The organism is Lichenicoccus roseus, from assembly GCF_005844085.1.
Lineage (GTDB): Bacteria > Pseudomonadota > Alphaproteobacteria > Acetobacterales > Acetobacteraceae > Lichenicoccus > Lichenicoccus roseus.
This window is the reverse complement of record NZ_VCDI01000003.1, coordinates 248,697-269,396: the sequence shown is the minus strand read 5'-3', so window position 1 is coordinate 269,396 and position 20,700 is coordinate 248,697. Positions and strand designations below refer to the sequence as shown.

Genomic DNA, 20,700 nt, shown 5'->3' with positions numbered 1-20,700 from the left:
CGGCGAGACGCGCTGCTCACTTCGCGCCCAGCTTCTGCCCCGCGCTGTGCAACTGCGCCGACAGGGCACTGAAATTGCCGGCGATGCGCCGCTGCACGGATGCGGCTCCGGCGTTGATCACGTCCATGCGGGCACGCGCCTCGTTGCTGATTGCCGTCTGCTCGCTGCCGGCCTGGCGGTTCACGCAGGCGCTGTAGGCACGTGCCGCCTTGTCGTAGGCGCTCACCTTGTCGATGCTGGAATTGTACTGGGACACCGATCCAGACTCGACCGCGGGCGGCGCCGGTTCGCGGCCGCAGCCGGACGCCGTCCAGCCGGCGGCGGCGCGGGACGGCGCCGTGTCTGCCATCGCGACCAGCGGAAGCAGCAGGCCGACGGCGCACCACCTTGAAATTCGTCCGCTTCTCGTCACCATCCTGGTCCTCTCGTCGGCAGCGCGGCATCCGAATGGAGCCGCCGGCTTTCGTCAAGCGGATCAGGAGACATGTCCATGGATGACCGCCACGAAAGCCGGGTCCTGCTCGGCGAACTCACCAGCACCGATGCGAGCCGCCGGATCGCAGCCGGTGCCATCCTGCTGCTGCCCCTGGGCAGCCAGGAGGACCAGGGGCCGCACATCCCGATGGGCGACCATCGCTGCGCCGAGCGCATCGCCGCGATGATCGCGCAAGCGGCAATCCGGGCCGGGATCGACTGCCTCGTCGTCCCGGCGCTGCCCTTCGGCGGCCGCGACTTCTTCGGCAGCCGGCCCGGCGGCATCGCGCTGACGCAGGAGACGCTGCGCGCCGTGCTGCGCGACATGTTCGGCTGCCTGCTGCCTCACGGCGCGACCCGGATGATCGTCATCAACGGCCATGGCGGCAACGCGCAGGCGATCCACGACGTCACCCAGGAGATCCTTCTGCGGCAAGGCGTGCTGGTGCCGAACCTGCAGATCTGGCGCATCGCCGCCGGGTTGCTCCCCGCGATCCTCGGCGCCGACATGGCCTTCCGCGCGCAAGGCCACGGCGCCGACCCGCTGGCCAGCGTGGCGATGCACCTGTTCCCGGACCTGATCCGGCCCGGGACGATGCCGCACGGACCAGCTCCCGCGCGCGACGTGTTCGGCCTGCGGGCTGGAAACTTCGGCACCGGACACCTCGAGACCGACCTCGGCGCTGTGGAGATCGCGCTGCCGCTGGAGATCGGCGACAGCGCCGTCAGTGGCGATCCTACCCTGAGCTCCGCCGGCACCGGCGCAGCACTGACCGGGCAGCTGGTGGCGATCGGCGTCGCACTGATCGCCACCCTTACCGCCCGGGGCTGGGGCGCCTCCTCACCAGCAGCGCCAGCAAGACAAGGATCGTCAGCACCGTGAGGCCCCCGGCGAGCCGCAGCAGCTTGACGATGGCCAGGCTGTAGCGGCCGGTCGCCGGATCGTAGTGGAAGCACAGCAGCAGCACCGGCGAGGCACGGGAGCCGATGCCGTGCGCCCGCGCCACTCCGAGGGCCGCGCGCACCGATGCCGGCTGGTAGCCGACCCCGAGCAGGTAGGACGACACCAGACCCGCCGGCGTCAGCACCACCACGCCGGCCGGGTGCAGGAACTGCTTGAGCGCCACGTCGTAGCGGCTGCGATAGCCGACCGCCCGGCTGACCGAGGAGATGGCGGCTGCATCCGCGGTCGCGAAATGCCACCCCTGCCGCGCGCCGGGGACCGGCGCACGGGCGAGATCGGACGCCAGTGCCCGCGCCGCATCCGGCGCGCGCTCCGCGGGATCGATGCTGAGGAACACCAGGTGGTAGTCGCGCGGTGTCGCCAGGCCCGATGCGGCCAGGGCGTCGAACAGGTCGTCGCGGATGACCCCGCACAGGCTCGGGCAGGTGTAGTAGCCCAGCACGAGCAGGGTCGGAATGTGTCCGATCATCGCCCCGAGGGTGGTCCGGCTGCCGTCCGCATCGACCAGCCTCGTCTCGAGCGGCACCTGGTCGCCGAGCTGTTGCGTATAGCCGAGGCCTCCGAGGTCGGGTGCCGCCGCGCAGGACGGCTGCGGAAGCCCGGATGCGGCCCAGAACACGCCCAGAAGGAGCGCTGCCCTTCTCACGCGGCGAAGTGCGCCAGCCGTCCGCGTGGTGCGCCGAGGATCTCGTCGTCGCGCATCACCGCTTCGCCGCGCACGATGGTGGCGACCGGCCAACCGGTCACCGTCATGCCGTCGAACGGCGTCCAGCCGATCGGGGACGCGATCCAGCTGTTCTCGATGCGCCGGCGTGCGCGCAAATCCACCAGGGTGAAATCCGCATCGTTGCCGGCGGCGATGCGTCCCTTGCCGACCAGGTCGTAGACCCGCGCCGGACCCGCCGCCATCAGGTCGACCATGCGCCCGAGCGACAGCCGGCCGGCATTCACATGGTCCAGCATCAGCGGCACCAGGGTCTGCACCCCGGGCAGCCCGGCGGGGCAGTCCGGCCACGGTTTCGCCTTGGCCGCCAGCGAATGCGGCGCATGGTCGGAACCGATGGTGTCCACCGTGCCGTCGCGCACCGCCCGCCAGCTCGCCTCGAAATGCCGTGCATCGCGTATCGGCGGGTTCATCACCGCGAGCCCGGCCAGCCGCTCGTAGCATTCCGGCGCCACCTGGGTCAGGTGGTTGACCAGCACCTCGACGGTGGCAATGTCGCGGAACGCCTGCAGATACTCCAGCTCCTCCGCTGTCGAGACGTGCAGGATATGCGCCGCCCTGCGGGTGCGACGCGCCAGCGCCATGATCCGCCTGGTGCCGAGGAAGGCGCATTCCTCGTCGCGCCACAGCCGGTGGCTGTCGTACGGATCGCCGCTGCGGAACAGCCTGCGGCGTTCCTGCAGCCGGTATTCATCCTCGCTGTGGAATGCGATGCGCCGGCGGCCGAGTTGCATCACCCGCTCGATGCCGTCGTCGTCCTCGATCATCAGGTCGCCGGTCGAGGAGCCCGCGAACAGCTTCACCGCGCACACGCCGTCGAGTCGCTCGTAGTCGCCGAGCGCCTCGGTGTTGCCCCGGGTGGCGCCGACATACATCGCGAAATCGGTCCAGCTCTCGCGCGATGCGTACTGCTGCTTCCAGGACAGCATTTCGGCGTCGGTGATGGCGGGAGCGGTGTTCGGCATGTCGAACACCGTGGTGATGCCGCCCAGGGCCGCGGCACGGGTGCCGGTGGGGATGCTCTCGATGCTGGCGTCGCCCGGATCGCGCAGGTGCACGTGCGGATCGATGAGCCCAGGCAGCACGTGCAGCCCACGCGCGTCGATGCGCTCGCCGGCCTCGTCGGTGGCGGCCGCCGACAGGCTGGCGATGCGCCCGTCGCGCACCCCGATCCCGGTCGCGACCTCCCCCCAGGGCAGCACGCAGGTGCCGCCTTCGATGATCAGGTCATAGTGCATCGCCGTCTCCCGCTGCGCCGCATCCGCCGGTCTATCTAGACGCGGCACGCACGGGGATCGAGATGCTAGCCGGGACGACGGCCCTGTCCCGGAGGCAGGCTCCGGCCGGTCAGCAGGATGTGCGACGCGCGGTCGAGGAAGTGCCGGCTGTGCGCGTAGCGGCGCTCGAGCTCGTCGAGATCATGCTGGAACTCGCCCTCGTCGCCGATCGCCGGGTTCCAGTGCGGATGCGGCGCGAACCGGCTGTGGAACAGGTCGAGGCCGGTGACCTGCTGCATCGACAGCTTGGCCGCGAACAGCGCCTCCAGCTCGCGCGCGCTGAACAGGTGCGACACGAAGCTGACATGGGTGCCGTCGCGCATGTCGATGTCGAGCCGGTCCAGGCTGTTGTCCTGGCGCCACGCGGCGGCCTTCTCGACGCCGTCGATGTAGATGGTGGGCAGGCTGCCGACGGTGCGCACGGTGACGAACAGCGTGCCGGCGGTGACGCGCGCGAGTTCGGCGGCGACCGCATGCATGGCCGGGCGGGGGATATGGTTGAGGACGCCGTAGAGGCAGAGGCAGAGATCGAAGGCACCATCCGTGAAGGGCAGCGGCTCGGTGGCGTCGGCCACCGTGAAGGACAGCCGCAGCCCGGGCGCCTCCAGAGCCGCCGCGGCCCCGCGGGCGAGCTCGATCATCGTGCCGGAGATGTCGAAGCCGTCCGCCGCGATGTCGGTAAAGCCGAGCGCCGCCGCACGCCGCGCCAGGCGCAGCAGCCAGGTGCCGGGTCCGCAACCGGCATCGAGGACGCGCAGGCTGGTGCGGCCGGAGGCGGCGAGACCGGTAAGCATCGCGTCGATCCGCGCCCAGATCTGCCGGTCGGCGTGACCGTAACGGCTGGAAAAATCCAGCGGCCGCAGCGCGTCGCCGTCCGCATAGGCAACGTAGCCGGCCCCGGCGAGGTCATAGGCGGAGGCGGCGTCGTCCGGCGCCGCCGGTCGTCGCTCGTGTCCGGCTTGGTGGGTGCTGGTGAGCATCGCGTTCGTTGGCTCCAGGATCGATGGTTGGGGACACCCGGCCGACAGGACAGCCAGTGTCTCGATCGCAGATCTGGCCGAGGCCGCCGTAAAGCCGCCATGCGCTTTGCGCCGGGCTGACGTAAAGGCTGCATTGCGGCGCCTGCAGGATTGCCGCCGGCGCGGCGCTACCGTAGGGAGCGGGAATGAGCGGAACGCCATGGAACTGACCGGCCGGGAGGGCATGCTCGGCCGCATCCTGCGCCCGCTGCGCGCCCTGATGCCGCACGACGAGCAGTTCGTGGCCCGGCTGTGCCAGCATTCGCGCCACGTGGTGGAGGGCGCCGTCGCCTTCCGCGACCTGCTCTCCGGCGGCGACCTCGAGGCGCACTACGCCGACATCTGCCGCTACGAGGAGGCCGCCGACGACGTCACCCGGCAGACCATCCAGGCCATCCACCGCAGCTTCATCACGCCGTTCGACCGCAGCCAGATCCTGGAACTCACCACCGCGCTCGACGACACCATCGACCTGATGAAGGAGGCCGGCCGGCGCATCCGGCTCTACGGCGTGGCGCCGAGTGCCGAGATGACCGCGATGGCCGAGTGCGCGGTGCGGGCGACCACCGTGATACGCGACAGCATGCCGCTGCTGAACGCGATCGCGCGCAACGTCGAGCCGCTGAACGCCATGCAGCTTCGTGTGCGCGAGGCCGAGGGCGAGGCCGACGACCTCTGCGACCTCGGGCTGCGCCGGCTGTTCGCGTCCGACCGGTCGGCCGGCGACAAGCTGCTGGTGGAGAAGGTGTACGACCTGATCGAGAGCGTGGTCGACCGCTGCGAGGACGTGGCCGACGTGCTCGAGAGCATCGTCGTCGAGCAGGTCTGACCGCCGCGATGCATCCCGGGTCGCTGCCGCCGGCCGCCCTGTTCGCGCTGGTCGCCACCGCGCTGCTGTTCGACTTCCTCAACGGCATGCATGACAGCTCCAACTCGATCGCGACCGTGGTGTCCACCCGCGTGCTGCGCCCGATCACCGCGGTGTTCTGGGCGGCGTTCTTCAACTTCATCGCCTTCCTGGTGTTCGGCCTGCACGTCGCCAACACCGTCGGCAACGGCCTGGTCATGCACGGCGTGATCGATGCGCGGGTGGTGTTCGGCGCACTGGCCGGGGCGATCGCCTGGAACGTCATCACCTGGATCTTCGGCATCCCGTCGAGCAGCAGCCACGCGCTCATCGGCGGCCTGGTCGGCTCGGCGATGGCCAAGGCGGGGCCCGCCGCGATCCACTGGAGCGGCCTCGACACGGTGGCCGCCGCGATCCTGCTGTCGCCGCTGATCGGCTTCCTGCTCGCGGTCGGCCTGGTGCTGGCAACCGCCTGGCTGTCGCTGCGCGAGACGCCGTTCGCCGCCGACCGCCGCTACCGGGTGCTGCAACTCGTCTCCTCGTCGCTGCTCAGCCTCGGGCACGGCGGCAACGACGCGCAGAAGACCATGGGCATCATCACCGTGCTGCTTGTCTCGCAGGGCCGGCTGCATGGCGGCTTCCACGTGCCGCTCTGGGTGGTGCTGTCCTGCCAGGCGGCGATGGCGCTCGGCACCTTCAGCGGCGGCTGGCGCATCGTGCGCACGGTCGGCTCGCGCATCACCGACCTCAAGCCGATCCAGGGCTTCTGCGCCGAGACCGGCGGCGCGTTGGCCTTGTTCGGCGCCACCTGGCTCGGCGTACCGGTCTCGACCACGCACACCGTCATCGGCGCGGTGGTCGGCGTCGGTGCCGCGCGACGCACGTCCGCGGTGCGCTGGGGCATCGCGCGCAGCATCGTGGTGGCCTGGGTGGTGACCTTGCCGGCCTCGGCCGCGGTCGGCGCCCTGTGCTTCTGGCTGGCCGGGCTGGCCCGCTGACGGCGATCGAGAGACCACCGCGGAAGAGGGATATTCGATCCCCTCGCTGATGTTGCTGTTCAATCCGAAGCTCTGCAGTGCAGTTGCAGGCGGCGCTTCAGCTCGCGCATGACCACGCCGGCGAACAGCCTGCCCTTTCAGCCAGACGCCGGTCAGGCCGCCAGCGTCTCGAACACGTCGCCTTCCGGCGCCAGCCCGAGCACATGCGTGCGGTGCCAGAGCGCATAGAACAGCAGGGTCCAAGCCGCATGCTGCTCTCGGCGGCCGGTCGCGTGCCGGAACAGCCGCATCACCGCCTCCGGCGCCGCGATCTCCTCGATGCCCGGCTGGCGCGCCACCAGGGACGCCAGCCGATCGCCGGCGCCGGCGATCCAGGCGCCGACCGGGACGGTGAAGCCTTGCTTCGGCGCGAACGGCCGCGCTTCCGGCAACTGCGTCTCCAGCCAGCGCCGCAGCAGCCACTTGCCCATCCGGCCGCGCACCTTGAGGTCGTCCGGCAGCAGGAAGCCGGCCGCCGCCACCGCCGGATCGAGCAGCGGCGTGCGGCCTTCCACCCCGTGCGCCATCAGGCAGCGGTCGAGCTTGAGCAGCAAATCGTGCGGCAGCCACTCGGCGATGTCGCTCTCCTGCGCCGCCGCCAGCCGCGACCCGCGCTGCGGCACGCGCAGCTCGATCGCCGCGATCCCGTCGCGCCAGTGCAACGGCTGCCGGCGCAGCACGCCGAGCCCGTCGAAGGTGCCCTGCCGGCGCATCCCGCGCCCGCCACGCCACCATGGCCGCATCGCCCGGCGATAGCGTCCGTAGCCGGCGAACATCTCGTCGCCGCCCTCGCCGCTGAGGATCACCTTCATCTCGCGCGAGGCCCGGCGTGCCAGCAGCCAGGTCGGGATGATCGCATAGTCGGCGACCGGATCGTCGAACGACGCCACGATCTCCGGCAGGTGACGCCAGACCATCGCCTCGTCGATGCGCATGATCTCGTGCCGCGCGCCGCAGGCCTTCGCCACCACCGCCGCCTGCGTGCTCTCGTCGGCGGCGCCGCGCACGTCGAAGGCGGCGGTAAAGGCGCGCACCGGCTGGTCGCTCACGCGCTGCATCATGCGCAGCACGCTCGCACTGTCGATGCCGCCTGACAGGAACATCCCGTACGGCACGTCGCTGCGGCAGTGCAGCGCCACGCTTTCCTCCAGCGCCGCATCCAGCCGGGCCAGCGCCGCAGGCTCGGCGATGCTCTCGACGCGGCCCTGCGGCAGCGCGTCGATGCGGGTGCGATCCAGCACCCGGCCGCCGGCGATGCGTATGGTCTCTCCCGGCAGCACGCGGCTGATACCGGGATAGATCGTTTCGCGACCGGTGGTGAATTGCAGTTGCAGCAGCTCGTCGCGCGCCTGCGTCCGCACGCCCTGGCGCTGCACCAGGCCGGCTTCCAGCAGCGCGCGCGGTTCCGATGCGAAGGCCAGCCCGTGCTCGAGTTCGGCGATGTACAGGGGCTTGATGCCGAACGGATCGCGCGCCAGCATCAGGTTGCTGGTGCCGCGCTCGTGGATCGCGATCGCGTACATGCCGCGCAGCCGCGCCACCGAGGCGGCGCCGTCGCGCAGCCACAGGTGCAGCGGCGGCTCGCAGTCGCTGCCGGTGGCGAAACGGACTTCCGGCAACGCGGCGCGCAGCGCGAGATCGTTGTAGATCTCGCCGTTGGCGATCAGCGCCGCCGGTCCCGCGAAAATCGGCTGGTCGCCGCCGGCAATGTCGATGATGGCGAGCCGGGTATGCACCAGCGCCACCCGCCCCACCATGGTGTGCCCGGCACCGTCCGGACCGCGATGCGCCAGCGCCTGCGTCATCGCCGCCAGCGCGGAACTATCGGGACGCGGCGCGTCGGCGGCGAAGACAAATCCGGCAATGCCGCACATCAGGCCTGCTCCAGTCCGGACAGCACCGTGGCCCAGCGTGCCAGCACCGGGGCCTCGGCGAAGTCGCGTTCGAATTTCCGTCGTCCGGCTTGCGCGAGCCGCGACGCCAGCGCGGGATCGCCGAGCACCGCGCCGATCGCCGCCGCCAGGGCCGGGGCGTCCTCGGGCGGCACAAGGATGCCGTCCTCGCCGCTGTCGATCAGCTCGACCGGCCCGGCCGCCGACGCCGCCACCACCGGCAGCCGCGCCGAGAACGCCTCGATCACCACGTTGCCGAGCGGCTCGTGCCGGGACGGGCACACCAGCAGGTCGGCTGCGGCGAACAACGACCCGGTGTCGTCCGACCAGCCCGGCATACGCAAGCGCGACGCCACCCCTACCGAACGCGCAAGCGCCTCCAGCGATGCCCGCTCCGGGCCTTCGCCGGCGATCAGCAGGACCGCGTCGGGGATCTCCGCCATGGCGCGTATCAACACGTCGAACGCCTTGTTGCGATGCAGCCGGCCCAGCGCCAGCACCAGCTTCGCCCCCGGCGCCAGCCAGGACGGACGGGACCGCGCTACATCGCCATGGTCGGTGGCGAAATTCGGCAGGTAGTGCACGCGTGCCGCTGGCCAGCCCTGATGCGCGATCCAGTCGACGATGCCGCGCGTGTTGCCGATCAGGTGGTCGCAGCGCCGGTAGTACGAAAGGTCGTAGAAGCCGCCGAGCCGTCCGGCCAGCACCCAGTCGCCGCGCGGCGCGAGGCGGGCGGCCCGGTTCATCCAGGCTACCGCGACGTCGGGACCGAAGCGCTGCAGCGCGCGCCGCAGCCGCGGCCGGGTGAGCAGGTCGAGCCGGCCGCCGAAGCGCAACTGCAACGGCCCCACCCCGCCGGCACGGAGGCGCCGCGCCCGTGCCGCATCGGCGCGCATCACCGGCAGGATCGCGCTGCCGGCGCCGTGCTGCGCGGTGACCAGCCTCTCGTAGAACAGCTCGGCGCCCCCAACCCGGGCACCCGCCATGATATGGGCGATCCTCATGCTTCCCGCCTTGCGCGATCGAGCAGCAGCAGGGCGGCATCGGCCACTGCCTGCACCGTGAGACCGTCCATGGCGGCCGCGCCGGATGGGCCCGGTGCCTGAACGAAGGCGGCGCAGCGGCCCGTCGGGGCATATTCCTCCGCGCGCGACGGCCCGAACAGACCGAGCGTCGGCGTGCCGGCGGCAGCGGCGAGGTGCATCAGGCCGGAATCGTTGCCGACGAACAGCGCGCAGCGTCGCAGCGCCGCGGCCACCCCCGGCAGCGACAGCCGCCCGCACAGGTCGATCGCGCCGGGCAGCGCGTCCAGCACCGGCGCCGCCATCGCGCGCTCCGCCTCGCCCGGACCCGCCACGATCACCGGGACCGCCCCCGGCAACGCCGGCGCGAGCTGTCGGAACAGGGCGACGAAGCGCTCCGCCGGCCACACCTTGCCGGACCAGTTGGCGGTCGGGCCGAGTGCCACCAGCTGCTTGCCCGGAGGCGGCAGCAGCGCAGCAGCGGCGGCGTCATCGGCCGCACCGGTCCAGACCACCGGCGACGGCGGCGGATCCAGCCCGAGCACCGCCGCCAGGTGCAGCGTGCGATGGCCGGCCCGGCGGCCGCCGCGCATGATCGCACGCCGCCGGGCCGGCAGCAGCAGCGTCACCGCCGAGCCGCGCAGGTCGATGGCGAGATCCCAGCGCGTGGCGACGCAGCGCCGCCAGACCAGCAGCCAGTGCAGGTCGTATCGCCGCTTCTCCACCACCAGCGTGCGTTCGCGACGCGGCAGCCGCTCGAACAGCCCGGACGCGACCGGCCCGCAGGCGACGGTGAAGCGCGCCTCCGGCATCGTCCGCACCAGGTGGTCGAGCAGCCCGGTGGACAGCACGGCGTCGCCGAGCCGGGTCGCAGTGATGAACAGCACGCGCATCCGCGCCGCATTATTGCATTGCGTGGCGCTTATCCAGCGCAGGCGGGGCGGACGCATGGCCGGCACGCGGAGGAGACACGCCGCCGGCACCCTTGCCGCATCCGGACGTGGAGGCCAAATTCACGCCATGCTGAAGCTGGCCCATCTCCCGGAACGCGCGGTCGTCGCCGTCACCGGCCCCGATCGCGTGACCTTCCTGCAAGGACTCGTATCCAACGACGTCGCCCTCGCGGCACCCGGCAAGGCGGTCTGGGCGGCGCTGCTGACCGCGCAGGGCAAGTGGCTTGCCGACTTCTTCATCCTCTCCGTTAGCGATGGGCCGGACGGCGGACGGCTGCTGCTCGACTGCGAGCGCGCTCAGGCGGCGATGCTGGTGCAGCGGCTGTCGCGCTACCGGCTGCGCGCCGACGTCGCCCTGCGGCAGATCGACCTGCACGTCCATGTCGCCTGGGACACCGAGGCCCGGGAGGCGCACGCGATGGTCGAGCCCGGCAGCATCGCCGCACCCGATCCGCGGCATCCGGATGCCGGCTGGCGCATCCTGTCGCCGACCGAGCGCGAGTGGGAAGCGGATGAAAGCGACTGGGACCGCCACCGCCTGCTGCTCGGCCTGCCCGAAGGTGCGCGCGACTGCGAGAGCGAGAAGACCGTCCTGCTCGAAGCCGGCTTCGACGAACTGCACGGCATCTCCTGGACCAAGGGCTGCTACATGGGCCAGGAGCTGACCGCCCGCACCCGCTATCGCGGCCTGCTCAAGCGCCGGCTGGTGCCGGTCACCTCCGAGGCCGCCCTGCCCGCGCCCGGCACACCGATCACCCATGACGGTCTCGAAGTCGGCACCATGCGCTCGTCGCGCGACGCGCTGGGCATCGCCCTGCTGCGGCTGGAACACCTGCATGGCGACCTGCGGGCCGGCGGCCATGCGCTTCGCACCCGGATCCCGGACTGGATGCGCCTGCCGGCCGAGACGGCATGATAGCCGATCGCCGCGTCCTCGACCGCGTCGCCTTCGGTCCCGACGGCCTGATCGCCGCCATCGCCCAGCAGCATGACACCGGCGAGGTTCTGATGCTGGCGTGGATGAACGCCGACGCTCTGGCCGAGACCCTCGCCACCGGCCAGGCCTGCTATTTCAGCCGCAGCCGAAACAGGCTGTGGCGCAAGGGCGAGAGCTCCGGCCAGACCCAGCGCGTGGTCTCGGTGCGCCTGGATTGCGACCAGGATGCGGTGCTGCTGCTGGTCGACCAGACCGGGGTCGCCTGCCACACCGGGCGGCGGAGCTGTTTCTATCTTGAAGCCGGCCCGGACGGCCTTGCCGAAATCGCCGCCCCGCTCGTAGCACCCGACCAGCTCTATCGCTGACGTGCAGGACGCCACCCTCTACATCGTCGCCGGCGAGGCCAGCGGCGACGTCCTCGGTGCGCGCCTGATGCAGGCACTGCGGACCCACCGCCCCGGGCTGCGCTTTGCCGGCATCGGCGGCGTGCGGATGACCGAGCAGGGCCTCGACAGCCTGTTCCCGATGCGCGACCTCGCGGTGATGGGCCTGGCCGAGGTGCTGCCACGCCTGCGCTCGCTGTCGCGCCGGCTGGACCAGGCGGTCGGGGCGATCACCACCTCCCGGCCCGATCTGGTGATCACCATCGACAGCCCGGGCTTCACCCTGCGCCTGCTGCGCCGCATCGCACCGCTCGGCATCCCGCGTGTCCATTATGTCGCCCCGCAGGTCTGGGCCTGGCGCGAGCATCGGGTACGCGAGTTCCCCGGCCTGTGGGAGCGGCTGCTCTGCCTGCTGCCGTTCGAGCCCGCGTTCTTTGGAAGGCATGGCCTGGAAGCCCGCTTCGTCGGCCATCCGGTGCTGCAGTCCGGCGCCGATCGCGGCGACGCGGCCCGCTTCCGGCAGCGCCATGGCATCGCGGCGGACGCGCCCGTCCTGATGCTGATGCCGGGCAGCCGGCGCAGCGAGGCGCCGCGCCTGCTGCCGGTGTTCGGCCGCACCCTTGCATTGCTGGCTCGCGACATGCCCGGCCTGGTGCCGGTGGTCGCGGCCTCGCCGGTGGTGGCCGAGCAGGTGTTGCGGGCGGCGCGACGCTGGCCGCTGCGGCCGGTGCTGGTGACCGATCTCGACGACAAGCACGATGCCTTCGCCGCCAGTGGCGCGGCGCTGACCAAGTCCGGCACCTCGACGCTGGAGCTCGCCCTCGCCGGCGTGCCGATGGCGGTGACCTACCGGGTCAATCCGCTGACCGCCGCCATCGCGCGGCGGCTGATCCGGGTGCCGCACGTGGCGATGGTCAACCTGCTGGCTGGCCGCGCCCTGGTCCCCGAACTGCTGCAGCAGGATTGCCGGCCCGACCTCCTGGCGAGCGTGGTGCGCAGGCTGCTCGGCGATCCCGCCACCGCGCAGGCGCAGCGGGACGGCTTCGACGCGGTCATGGCCGGCCTGCGAGCCCCGTCCGGCAACCCGGCCGAAGCCGCGGCGCGGGAGGTGCTGGACCTGCTGGACACCCTGCCGCCTCGCCCGCACACCGCCTGAGAACACATGGAACTTGTCCTTTCCGCGGTGCTGCCGATCTTCGGCCTGATCCTGGCCGGCTATGTCTGCGGCCGGCGCAACACGCTGGGCGATGGCGCCACCGACAGCCTGAACCGCTTCGTGGTCTACCTGGCGCTGCCGGCCCTGCTGTTCCTCGGCGCCGCGCACGTCAACCGCGCGACCGCCGGGCCGCCCGGCTTCCTGGTCGCCTTCTCCGCAGCCATGATGGCAAGCTTCGCACTGTCCTTCGCGCTCGAGCGCCGGGCCGGCCACCGGGTCGCCGACAGCGCCATCGCCGGGCTGGGCGGCGGCTACGCCAATACCGGCTTCATGGGCATCCCGCTCTGCCTCGCCCTATTCGGTCCCGCCGGACTGCAGCCGGCGCTGATGGCCAGCCTGCCGAACATCAGCGGCCTGTTCGCGGTGGCCCTGGTGCTGATCGAGTTCGACCTGCAATCCGCGCCCGGGCTGGGCCGCACCCTGCTCAAGGTTGCCGGCGCACTCGCCCGCAACCCCCTCGTGGTGGCGCCGCTGGCCGGCTTCGCGCTCGACCTCAGTGGCCTCGGCATGCCGCCGGCGGTGCTGCACTTCATGACGCTGCTCGGCGACGCCGCCAGCCCGTGCGCGCTGGTCACCATCGGCCTGTTCCTGTCGCACCGCCCGGACCCCGCGCACGTGCCGGGCGACCAGCCGGCCGAACTCCGGAGCATCGTGCGCCAGGTCGCGACCAAGCTGCTGGTGCAGCCCGGTGTGACCTGGCTGTGCCTGCTCGCTCTCGAGCGCTGGCAGGGCGTTGCCATGCCGACGGTCTGGAGCGCCAGCGCGATCCTGATCGCCGCCCTCCCCACCGGCACCGGACCGTTCATGCTGGCCAAGCTTTACGACCGCGAGGCGGCCAGCATCAGCCGCGTCATCCTGGTCTCGACGATCCTCTCTGTTGTCAGCATCACGCTGCTGGTGGCGGGGCTGGTGCCTGGTCCGGCCACGCGCTGATCCGCAACCCGCCGGCAGCTTGGACCGGAGCGGCCGCTGCAGCAGGTCGCGGTGCCGCTGCCCCCGGCCGCGTCACCCGATCGGCTGCTGCTCCAGCACCGTCGCGATCTTCCGCTCAGGTGGCGCCAGCAGCAGCGGCGTCTCCGGTGCACCCGCGCGCAGCAGCGCCAGCCGCTCGATGTTGCGCCGGATCACCGGATGCTCGTCGACCAGGCGCAGGAACTCTCGGGCCCGGATCGCCAGCAGATGGCCGAAGCGCAGGCCGCGCACCGCAGCCGGCATGCGCCGCCCGGCCAGCAGTTCCTCGGCGCCGATCACGTCGCCCTCGGCGAAGCGGATGTCATGCTCGGCGACATGGCTCTCCAGCACGCCGGCGCTGATGAAATAGACCATGTCGGCCCGGGCCCCGCGCCGGTACAGCACCTCGCCTGGCGCCACGAAGCGGATCGACAGCATCATCGCGACGTCGTGCACCACCGCATCCGGCACGCCGCGCAGCGCCGGCACGCTCTTGATGCGCGCCTCGATGCCGCTCTTGAGGTTGAACTTCAGCCGTCGGTCGAGCCGGCGACGGCGCCGCTCGGCATCGCGGCCGAGATCGCGGTGCAGTTCCTCGCTGATCAGGCTCTCGTTCAGCAGGATGTCGTATTCCTCGCCCTCCAGCCGGATCGCCACCTGGCGCAGCATCCGGCTCTCGAGCGCTTCCGAGTAGCCGAGATAATGCAGCCGCATGGTCTCGATGGCGTCCTGCAGCAGCTTCTGCCGACGCTCCAGCACCTCGGAGACGATGTCTGCGACGCGCATGCCGAGCGTGGGCTCGATCCTGCGGCGCATGAAGCGGGTCAGCGCCAGCGACACCAGGTGCTGGATCAGCAGCCGCTCGAAACGTTCCATCATCGCGTACATCAGCGGCTGGTCGATCCTCGCGGTACGGTGCACCCACTGCGCCAGCTTGAACCGCCAGGACGGCCGCAACTGGCGCCGGATCGCCCGCACGTAGCCGAAGCGCCCCTCCAGCCGGGCGCCGTCCACCATCGCATCGGCGGAGCGCAGCAGCGTCTCCATGACGCTGCGCGACAGGCCGCGTATGCGGAACAGGTCGAGCAGGATCGAGCGCTCCTGGTTGGCGATGGTGATCAGCGCGAGCGTCACCCGCTGGCGGTCGCCGAGCGCGCTGTCGAAGGTGTTGGCCTCGCGCTCCTCCTCGATGCGGCGGTCCAGGCCTTCCAGCACCGGGCGGGTGGCATCGCCGGAAAACCCGAAATCGCCGGCCAGCCGCCGCGCGCGGTCGCGCACCTCGCGCAGGCCGATGCCGAGGATCTGGTGGCGCAGCGCCTCGTCGATCGCGTTCAGCCGGTTCAGCCCGAAATACACCACCATCCAGCGCAGCGTGGTGCCGTTGACCAGCAGCGTGATCAGCACGAAGCCGGTCGCCAGGATGCCGATGAAATGCGCGATCGGCACCGGCACGTCCGGATTCTCGGTCACCGCCAGCGCGAGTGCCAGCGTGATGGCGCCACGCAGCCCGCCCCACACCATGGTCACCTTGAACGGCAGCGGCACCGGCGGCGAGATCCTGGTCGCCGCCAGCAGGGGCAGCATGCCGAACACCACCGCCGAGCGCGCGATCAGCCCGGCTCCCAGCGCGATCGCGATCAGCACGCAGTCCCAGCGGGTCAGGCCGACCAGCAGGCGCGGGATCAGCATCGAGGCCAGCACGAACACCAGCGAGCCGGCCCAGAACACCAGCTGCTCCCACAGCTCGCCGAGGAACCGCCAGGTCTGCGGCCGCAGCGTCGACGGGCCGTACAGCGAGAAGGTCAGCCCCGCCGCAGCGGTCGCCACCACCCCCGACAGGCCGAGGGCGTCGTCGCACAGGATATAGGCGATATAGGGCAGCGCGATGGTCAGCGTGACCTCGCCCGCCGGGGTGCCGCCGAGGGCGGTGATCATCAGCAGGGTCAGCCGCCCGAGCAGCGCCCCCACTCCCATGCCGCCGATGAAGGAATGCAGGAACTCCCAGAGCGCGGCGCCGGCATGGACCCGCTGGTGCGCGGTGACGGTGCCCAGCAGGATCGAGAAGATCGAGATCGCGGCGGCGTCGTTCAGCAGCGCCTCGCCCTCGACCAGACGGGTCAGCCGGGTCGCGGCGCCGATGTCGCGAAAGATACCGACCACCGCCGATGGATCGGTGGTGGCGACGATAGCTCCCAGCAACAGGCAGACCTCGAGGTTCATGCCCGCGAACGGAAACAGGGCAAGCCCGATGGTTGCGGTGCTGACCACCACGGCGAGGACCGCAAGCAGCAGGACGGTGCCGATCTCGTGCGACAGCCGGCGCACGTCGATCTCGAGCGCGCCCTGGAACACCAGGATCGGCAGGAAGATGAGCAGGAACGCCTGGCTGTTGATCGGGAAGTTGAGCACCGTGCGGGCGGCGCCGTCGAACACGTTGGTCAGGCTCGTGCGCAGCAGCAGATCGGCGGAGCCACCGATCAGGATGCCGACCAGCGCCAGCAGCACCGTCTCCGGCAGGTGCAGCCGGGCCGCCAGCGGCTGCACCGTGCTGACGATCACCAACAGCACCGCGATTGCCAGCAGGATCGCCGCGAGACCAGTCACCACCATTACGATCTCCTTTCAGCGTCCTGTTTTCACGACATGTTCCAGACCTAGCACACCGCCGGGCCGGCGGTCGCGTGAGGCGCGCCGCCGGGATGGCGGCGGTCCCGGTTTCGTGGCACCGTGAGAACGAAACCGGGCCTTCCACGTGCCCCGGGGTCGGTTGGGAGTTCCGGATGTCTGCATCCCCGCACCGCACGACAGCGCGGGCGCCGCACGCCACCACAATCGGCGCGAGACCGTCCAGGACCGTACACGGCCTGCTCTCGCTCCTGCTGGCCGGAGCGGCGCTGATCGGCACCGCCCCGTTGCAGGATGCTCGCGCGCAGCACGCCACCCAGGGCAATTCGCTGGCACCGGATCCCGCCCAGGCGGCCCCGGCCAACGCCGCCAGGCCGGACCAGAGCGCGCATGGCAACGCTGCCGCCGGGCCTGCCGCCGAGAACGCGCCGCCGCCGCTGCCTCCCGGTCATCAACCGGACGCCCATCCGCCCGCCAACCCGCCCGCGCCGACTGCCTCTGCCGACGCCGCGCCCGCCCCGGTCGCGGAGCCGGCCTCCACCGCCTATGGCCCGATCCTGACCCAGCCGATGCCGTCCGATGCGGCGAAGGTGGCGCTGATCAGGCGCGGCGAATACCTGGTGCAGGCGGCCGACTGCATGCCTTGCCACAGCGCCATCGGCGGCCGTCCCTATGCCGGCGGCCTGATCCTCAAGACGCCGTTCGGCAACATGGCGACGCCGAACATCACACCGGACCGCGCGACCGGCATCGGCGCCTGGACGCAGGAGCAGTTCTGGAACGTCCTGCATCGCGGCCTCGGCGAGCACGACAAGTACGTCTACCCGACGATGACCTACACCTCGTACACCAAGATGCCGCGCGCCGACGTGGACGCGGTGCACGCCTACCTGATGTCACTGCAGCCGATCTATGCGCCACGGCTCGACGTCTCGCTGAACTTCCCCTTCAACATCCGCGAATCCCTGCTCGTCTGGCGCACGCTGTATTTCAGCCCCGCCACCTTCAGGCCCGACCCGTCGAAGCCGGCGGAATGGAATCGCGGCGCCTATCTCGTCGAAGGCCCCGGCCATTGCGGCGAGTGCCATTCGCCGCGCGACGCGATGGGCGGCATCATCAACAGCCGCAGCCTCGCGGGTGCGCGCATCGACAGCTTCTGGGCGCCGAACATCTCGTCCGATCCGCACTGGGGGATCGGCGGCTGGAGCGAGGACGAGCTGGTCGAGTTCCTGCAGACCGGCAGCACCCACAAGGGCGTGGTGTTCGGCCCGATGAGCGACGTCGTGCACGAGAGCATGGCGCATCTCACCGCCGACGACGTGCATGCCATCGCCTTCTACCTGAAGAACACCCCGCCGCGATCCGGCCGTCCCGGACCGGCACTCGCCCGCGCCGAACGCGTCCGCTCGATCGCGCGCGGCCAGGCGGTCTATCTCGCGAACTGCGCGCAATGCCACCAGCCCAACGGCATGGGCGTGAAGGGCGCGATCCCGAACCTCGCCGGCAACGCGGCCATCTCCGGCGACGATCCCGGCAACGCCATCACGCCGGTGCTGGCGGGGCTGCAGGGCCAGGGCAACTATGGCGGCATGCCGCGCTTCGGCGGAGCGCTGGGCGACCGCGAACTTGCGGACCTCGCCAACTACATCCGCACCGCCTGGGGCAACGACGCGTCGGCGAACGCCACCTGGAGCTTCGTGCGCGACCTGCGCGGCACCGCCGCGGTCGGACTGGGTGGCAGCGTCGTCGCCCGCGCCTTCGACTGCCCGAAGATCGGCGACACCACCATTCCCGGAGCGCTCGCGACCGAAGCCGACGTCACCATGCTGGCCACCGCCGACCACAGCAACCTGCAGAACGGCATCACCGGCGTGATCGCCCGGGTGCGCCACGACAACCCCGATGCCACTTCGTCCGATGTGGTGACCACGCTCACGGCCGCCTACTGCCCGGTGGTGGCGACACGCGGCGACCTGACGCAGGCAGAGAAGCGCGCCACCCTGATCGCCTTTTCGAACCAGGCTGGACGCCAGTTCGCCCGCCTCAACCCGCCCGACGTCAGCAAGGTGCTGGTGACCGCGCCGCTGCCGCCCGAGGCGGCGGCGCAGATCGACCAGGCGGCGGCGGCGGCCGGCATGACACCGGGCGCCTATATCGCCAGCAAGCTGGCAGCGCCGAAATCTTCCAACTAGGAGAGGCCAGGGCGCTGCCCCGGACCCGCCGGGGCCCCTCCTTGACGAGAATGGAGGCCCCGGCCCCCAATTTATTTAGCCAACTTCGGCGAGTGTCTCCCTGGCGGCGCGGACGACCGCTTCGGTGGTGATGTCGAACTTCTTGTAGACGTCACCGATCTTGCCGGACGCGCCAAAGCCGTGCATGCCGACGAAGCGACCGTCCAGGCCGGTGTAGCGCTCCCAGCCCAGCTCGACCGCGGCTTCCACGGCGACACGCGCACGGGTCGTGCCCAGCACCGTCTTCCTGTAGGCAGCGTCCTGCTCCTCGAACAGCAGCCGGCTCGGCATCGAGACCACCGCCGTCGGGATACCCTCCTTCTGCAGGATCTCGCGTGCCTGGACAGCGAGATGCAGCTCCGACCCGGTGCCGATGATCGTCAGCTTGCGCTCGCCACCTTCGGCCTCGAGCAGCACGTAGGCGCCGCGCGCCGACCTGTTCTCGTCGCCGGGCTCGCGGCGCAGCAGTGGCATCGGCTGGCGCGACAGCGCGATCAGCGCGGCACGGCGCGGCGCCTCCAGGATCAGCTCCCAGCACTCCGCGGTCTCCACCGGATCGCCCGGACGGAATACCGCGAGGTCGGGGATCGCACGAAGCGCCGCCAGCTGCTCGACCGGCTGATGGGTCGGGCCGTCCTCGCCGAGGCCGATCGAGTCATGCGTCATCACGAAGATCGTGCGGATCCGCATCAGCGCCGCAAGCCGGATCGACGGACGGCAATAGTCGGAGAAGCACATGAAGGTGCCGCCATACGGGATCAGGCCGCCGTGCAGCGCGATGCCGTTCATCGCCGCCGCCATGCCGTGCTCGCGCACCCCGTAATGCATGTAGGTGCCGAGGTACTCGCCGGGCCGGATCTCGACCATGCCCTTGGCGCGCGTGTTGTTCGACGGCGTCAGGTCGGCCGAGCCCCCGAGCAGCTCCGGGATGGCGGCCGCGAGATGATCCAGCACCGCGCCGCTGGCCGAACGGGTGGCCATTTCCTTGCCGCTGGCGATGAACTCGGCGCGTGCCGCGGAGATCGCCTTCTTCCAGTCGGCCGGCAGCTCGCCGTTGTTGCGGCGCTCGAACTCGGTGCGCAGTTCGGTCGGCGCCGCCTTGACCCGATCGGCCCAGGCAAGGCGCGCCGCCCTGCCCTTCGAGCCGATCTCGCGCCAGGCCGACAGCAGGTGCTCGGGGATCACGAACGGCGGGTAGTCCCAGCCCAGGATCTTGCGGGCACCGGCGATCTCCTCCTCGCCCGGTGCGTCGCTATGCGCCTTCTGGGTGCCGGCCTTGGTCGGGAAGCCGAAGCCGATGATGGTCTTGCAGGCGATCATCGACGGCTTGTCGGTCACCGCGCGGGCGGCGTGGATGGCGTCGCGGATCGCATCGGTGTCGTGGCCGTCGATCTCCTGCACGTGCCAGCCGGAGGCGCGGAACCGCTCGACCTCGTTGTCCGACACCGACAGGCTGGTGGCGCCGTCGATCGAGATCGAGTTGTTGTCCCAGAACGCGATCAGGTGGCCGAGCTTGAAGTGGCCGGCCATCGAGATCGCTTCCTGGCTGATGCCCTCCATCAGGCAGCCGTCGCCGAGGAACACATAGGTCCAGTGCTTGCAGAGATCGTCGCCGAACTTCGCGTTCAGGATGCGCTCGGACAGCGCGAAGCCGACCGAGTTGGCGATACCCTGGCCAAGCGGGCCGGTGGTCGTCTCGATGCCATCGGCATGCTTGTATTCGGGGTGGCCGGCGGTCTTGCTGTCGATCTGGCGGAAGCGCTTCAGCTCGTCGATCGTCATGTCGTGCGAGCCGGTCAGGTACAGCAGGCTGTACAGCAGCATCGAGCCGTGCCCGTTCGACAGCAGGAAGCGGTCGCGATCGAACCAATGCGGATCGGCCGCATCGAACTGCATGAAATCCTTGTAGAGTACGGTCGCAATATCGGCCATGCCCATCGGCGCGCCCGGATGCCCGCTCTTGGCCTGCTGCACGGCGTCCATCGACAGGAAGCGGATACAATCGGCGAGGTCGCGCAGATGCTGGTCGCGCGGCTTCGGCACCGACTTTGGCTCGGCAGGCGCGGTCGATGAGGAGGCTGAAGAATGGCTATCGGCTTGACTTGACATCGAGGTGTCTCCTGTTCGCGAAACCGCTGTCGAAGACGG

17 protein-coding genes are annotated in these 20,700 nt (G+C 70.8%); 8 read left to right on the top strand and 9 right to left on the bottom strand.

The window, feature by feature from the left end; genetic code table 11:
* Window positions 1–16: 16 nt before the first annotated feature.
* Complete coding sequence (locus FE263_RS10535; RefSeq protein WP_138325958.1) at window positions 17–415, bottom strand: hypothetical protein; 399 nt, start codon at window positions 413–415, stop codon at window positions 17–19.
* Window positions 416–490: 75 nt separating this feature from the next.
* Here FE263_RS10535 and FE263_RS10530 point away from each other — a divergent pair, with 75 nt between their 5' ends.
* Window positions 491–1,357, top strand: coding sequence for a creatininase family protein (locus tag FE263_RS10530; protein ID WP_171034037.1), 867 nt, complete (start codon window positions 491–493; stop codon window positions 1,355–1,357).
* On the opposite strand, the gene FE263_RS10525 is transcribed toward FE263_RS10530, so the two are convergent.
* The 3 genes from FE263_RS10525 to FE263_RS10515 form a co-directional block, all read right to left on the bottom strand.
* Window positions 1,290–2,084 carry an SCO family protein gene (locus FE263_RS10525; RefSeq protein WP_138325956.1) on the bottom strand — a complete coding sequence of 265 codons (795 nt, stop codon included), beginning with the start codon at window positions 2,082–2,084 and terminating at the stop codon, window positions 1,290–1,292. The two genes, FE263_RS10530 and FE263_RS10525, sit on opposite strands and share 68 nt — an antisense overlap.
* Complete coding sequence (locus tag FE263_RS10520; protein WP_138325955.1) at window positions 2,081–3,400, bottom strand: dihydroorotase; 1,320 nt, start codon at window positions 3,398–3,400, stop codon at window positions 2,081–2,083. Before FE263_RS10520 ends, FE263_RS10525 begins: the two co-directional genes overlap by 4 nt.
* A 65-nt stretch (window positions 3,401–3,465) precedes the next feature.
* Window positions 3,466–4,419: a class I SAM-dependent methyltransferase gene (locus tag FE263_RS10515; protein WP_138325954.1), complete on the bottom strand. Its 954-nt coding sequence runs from the start codon at window positions 4,417–4,419 to the stop codon at window positions 3,466–3,468.
* 199 nt (window positions 4,420–4,618) lie between these two features.
* On the opposite strand from FE263_RS10515, the gene FE263_RS10510 reads away from it, so the two are divergent.
* Both FE263_RS10510 and FE263_RS10505 read left to right on the top strand, forming a co-directional pair.
* On the top strand, window positions 4,619–5,287 hold the full coding sequence (locus tag FE263_RS10510; protein WP_138325953.1) for a DUF47 domain-containing protein: 669 nt from the start codon (window positions 4,619–4,621) through the stop codon (window positions 5,285–5,287).
* Between the two features lie 8 nt (window positions 5,288–5,295).
* A complete protein-coding gene (locus tag FE263_RS10505) occupies window positions 5,296–6,303 on the top strand; it encodes an inorganic phosphate transporter (RefSeq protein ID WP_138325952.1) in 1,008 nt (335 codons plus the stop codon).
* A 152-nt stretch (window positions 6,304–6,455) separates the two neighbouring features.
* Here the strand turns inward: FE263_RS10505 and asnB are convergent, their stop codons facing one another.
* Genes asnB through FE263_RS10490 form a run of 3 tightly spaced genes read right to left on the bottom strand, consistent with a single transcriptional unit; the run spans window position 6,456 to window position 10,149 of the window.
* Window positions 6,456–8,216 (bottom strand): asparagine synthase (glutamine-hydrolyzing), encoded by a 1,761-nt coding sequence (gene asnB, locus FE263_RS10500; RefSeq protein WP_138325951.1) that lies wholly within the window; start codon window positions 8,214–8,216, stop codon window positions 6,456–6,458.
* Window positions 8,216–9,238, bottom strand: coding sequence for a glycosyltransferase (locus FE263_RS10495; protein ID WP_138325950.1), 1,023 nt, complete (start codon window positions 9,236–9,238; stop codon window positions 8,216–8,218). The genes asnB and FE263_RS10495 overlap by 1 nt, the downstream gene beginning before the upstream one ends.
* A complete protein-coding gene (locus FE263_RS10490) occupies window positions 9,235–10,149 on the bottom strand; it encodes a glycosyltransferase family 9 protein (protein WP_138325949.1) in 915 nt (304 codons plus the stop codon). The genes FE263_RS10495 and FE263_RS10490 overlap by 4 nt, the downstream gene beginning before the upstream one ends.
* 127 nt (window positions 10,150–10,276) lie before the next feature.
* On the opposite strand from FE263_RS10490, the gene ygfZ reads away from it, so the two are divergent.
* Genes ygfZ through FE263_RS10470 form a run of 4 tightly spaced genes read left to right on the top strand, consistent with a single transcriptional unit; the run spans window position 10,277 to window position 13,678 of the window.
* Window positions 10,277–11,125: a CAF17-like 4Fe-4S cluster assembly/insertion protein YgfZ gene (gene ygfZ, locus FE263_RS10485; protein WP_138325948.1), complete on the top strand. Its 849-nt coding sequence runs from the start codon at window positions 10,277–10,279 to the stop codon at window positions 11,123–11,125.
* Window positions 11,122–11,511 (top strand): phosphoribosyl-AMP cyclohydrolase, encoded by a 390-nt coding sequence (hisI, locus tag FE263_RS10480; RefSeq protein WP_138325947.1) that lies wholly within the window; start codon window positions 11,122–11,124, stop codon window positions 11,509–11,511. The genes ygfZ and hisI overlap by 4 nt, the downstream gene beginning before the upstream one ends.
* Before the next feature lies 1 nt (window position 11,512).
* Entirely contained in the window at window positions 11,513–12,685 is a 1,173-nt protein-coding gene (gene lpxB, locus FE263_RS10475; protein WP_138325946.1) for a lipid-A-disaccharide synthase, read from the top strand.
* A gap of 6 nt (window positions 12,686–12,691) precedes the next feature.
* Window positions 12,692–13,678 (top strand): AEC family transporter, encoded by a 987-nt coding sequence (locus FE263_RS10470; protein WP_138325945.1) that lies wholly within the window; start codon window positions 12,692–12,694, stop codon window positions 13,676–13,678.
* 72 nt (window positions 13,679–13,750) lie between these two features.
* Here FE263_RS10470 and FE263_RS10465 read toward each other — a convergent pair whose 3' ends face one another.
* A complete protein-coding gene (locus FE263_RS10465) occupies window positions 13,751–16,306 on the bottom strand; it encodes a cation:proton antiporter (RefSeq protein WP_138325944.1) in 2,556 nt (851 codons plus the stop codon).
* 170 nt (window positions 16,307–16,476) lie between these two features.
* On the opposite strand from FE263_RS10465, the gene FE263_RS10460 reads away from it, so the two are divergent.
* Entirely contained in the window at window positions 16,477–18,513 is a 2,037-nt protein-coding gene (locus tag FE263_RS10460; protein WP_171034036.1) for a c-type cytochrome, read from the top strand.
* A gap of 75 nt (window positions 18,514–18,588) precedes the next feature.
* Here the strand turns inward: FE263_RS10460 and tkt are convergent, their stop codons facing one another.
* On the bottom strand, window positions 18,589–20,595 hold the full coding sequence (gene tkt, locus FE263_RS10455; RefSeq protein WP_456306567.1) for a transketolase: 2,007 nt from the start codon (window positions 20,593–20,595) through the stop codon (window positions 18,589–18,591).
* Window positions 20,596–20,700 lie beyond the last annotated feature (105 nt).

Excerpts from the sequence above, each read along its gene's own strand:
- FE263_RS10535 (WP_138325958.1), bottom strand. The coding sequence starts at position 415 with ATGGTGACGAGAAGCGGACGAATTTCAAGGTGGTGCGCCGTCGGCCTG.
- FE263_RS10530 (WP_171034037.1), top strand. The coding sequence starts at position 491 with ATGGATGACCGCCACGAAAGCCGGGTCCTGCTCGGCGAACTCACCAGC.
- FE263_RS10520 (WP_138325955.1), bottom strand. The coding sequence starts at position 3,400 with ATGCACTATGACCTGATCATCGAAGGCGGCACCTGCGTGCTGCCCTGG.
- FE263_RS10515 (WP_138325954.1), bottom strand. The coding sequence starts at position 4,419 with ATGCTCACCAGCACCCACCAAGCCGGACACGAGCGACGACCGGCGGCG.
- FE263_RS10510 (WP_138325953.1), top strand. The coding sequence starts at position 4,619 with ATGGAACTGACCGGCCGGGAGGGCATGCTCGGCCGCATCCTGCGCCCG.
- FE263_RS10505 (WP_138325952.1), top strand. The coding sequence starts at position 5,296 with ATGCATCCCGGGTCGCTGCCGCCGGCCGCCCTGTTCGCGCTGGTCGCC.
- asnB (WP_138325951.1), bottom strand. The coding sequence starts at position 8,216 with ATGTGCGGCATTGCCGGATTTGTCTTCGCCGCCGACGCGCCGCGTCCC.
- FE263_RS10495 (WP_138325950.1), bottom strand. The coding sequence starts at position 9,238 with ATGAGGATCGCCCATATCATGGCGGGTGCCCGGGTTGGGGGCGCCGAG.
- FE263_RS10490 (WP_138325949.1), bottom strand. The coding sequence starts at position 10,149 with ATGCGCGTGCTGTTCATCACTGCGACCCGGCTCGGCGACGCCGTGCTG.
- ygfZ (WP_138325948.1), top strand. The coding sequence starts at position 10,277 with ATGCTGAAGCTGGCCCATCTCCCGGAACGCGCGGTCGTCGCCGTCACC.
- hisI (WP_138325947.1), top strand. The coding sequence starts at position 11,122 with ATGATAGCCGATCGCCGCGTCCTCGACCGCGTCGCCTTCGGTCCCGAC.
- FE263_RS10470 (WP_138325945.1), top strand. The coding sequence starts at position 12,692 with ATGGAACTTGTCCTTTCCGCGGTGCTGCCGATCTTCGGCCTGATCCTG.
- FE263_RS10465 (WP_138325944.1), bottom strand. The coding sequence starts at position 16,306 with ATGGTGGTGACTGGTCTCGCGGCGATCCTGCTGGCAATCGCGGTGCTG.
- FE263_RS10460 (WP_171034036.1), top strand. The coding sequence starts at position 16,477 with ATGTCTGCATCCCCGCACCGCACGACAGCGCGGGCGCCGCACGCCACC.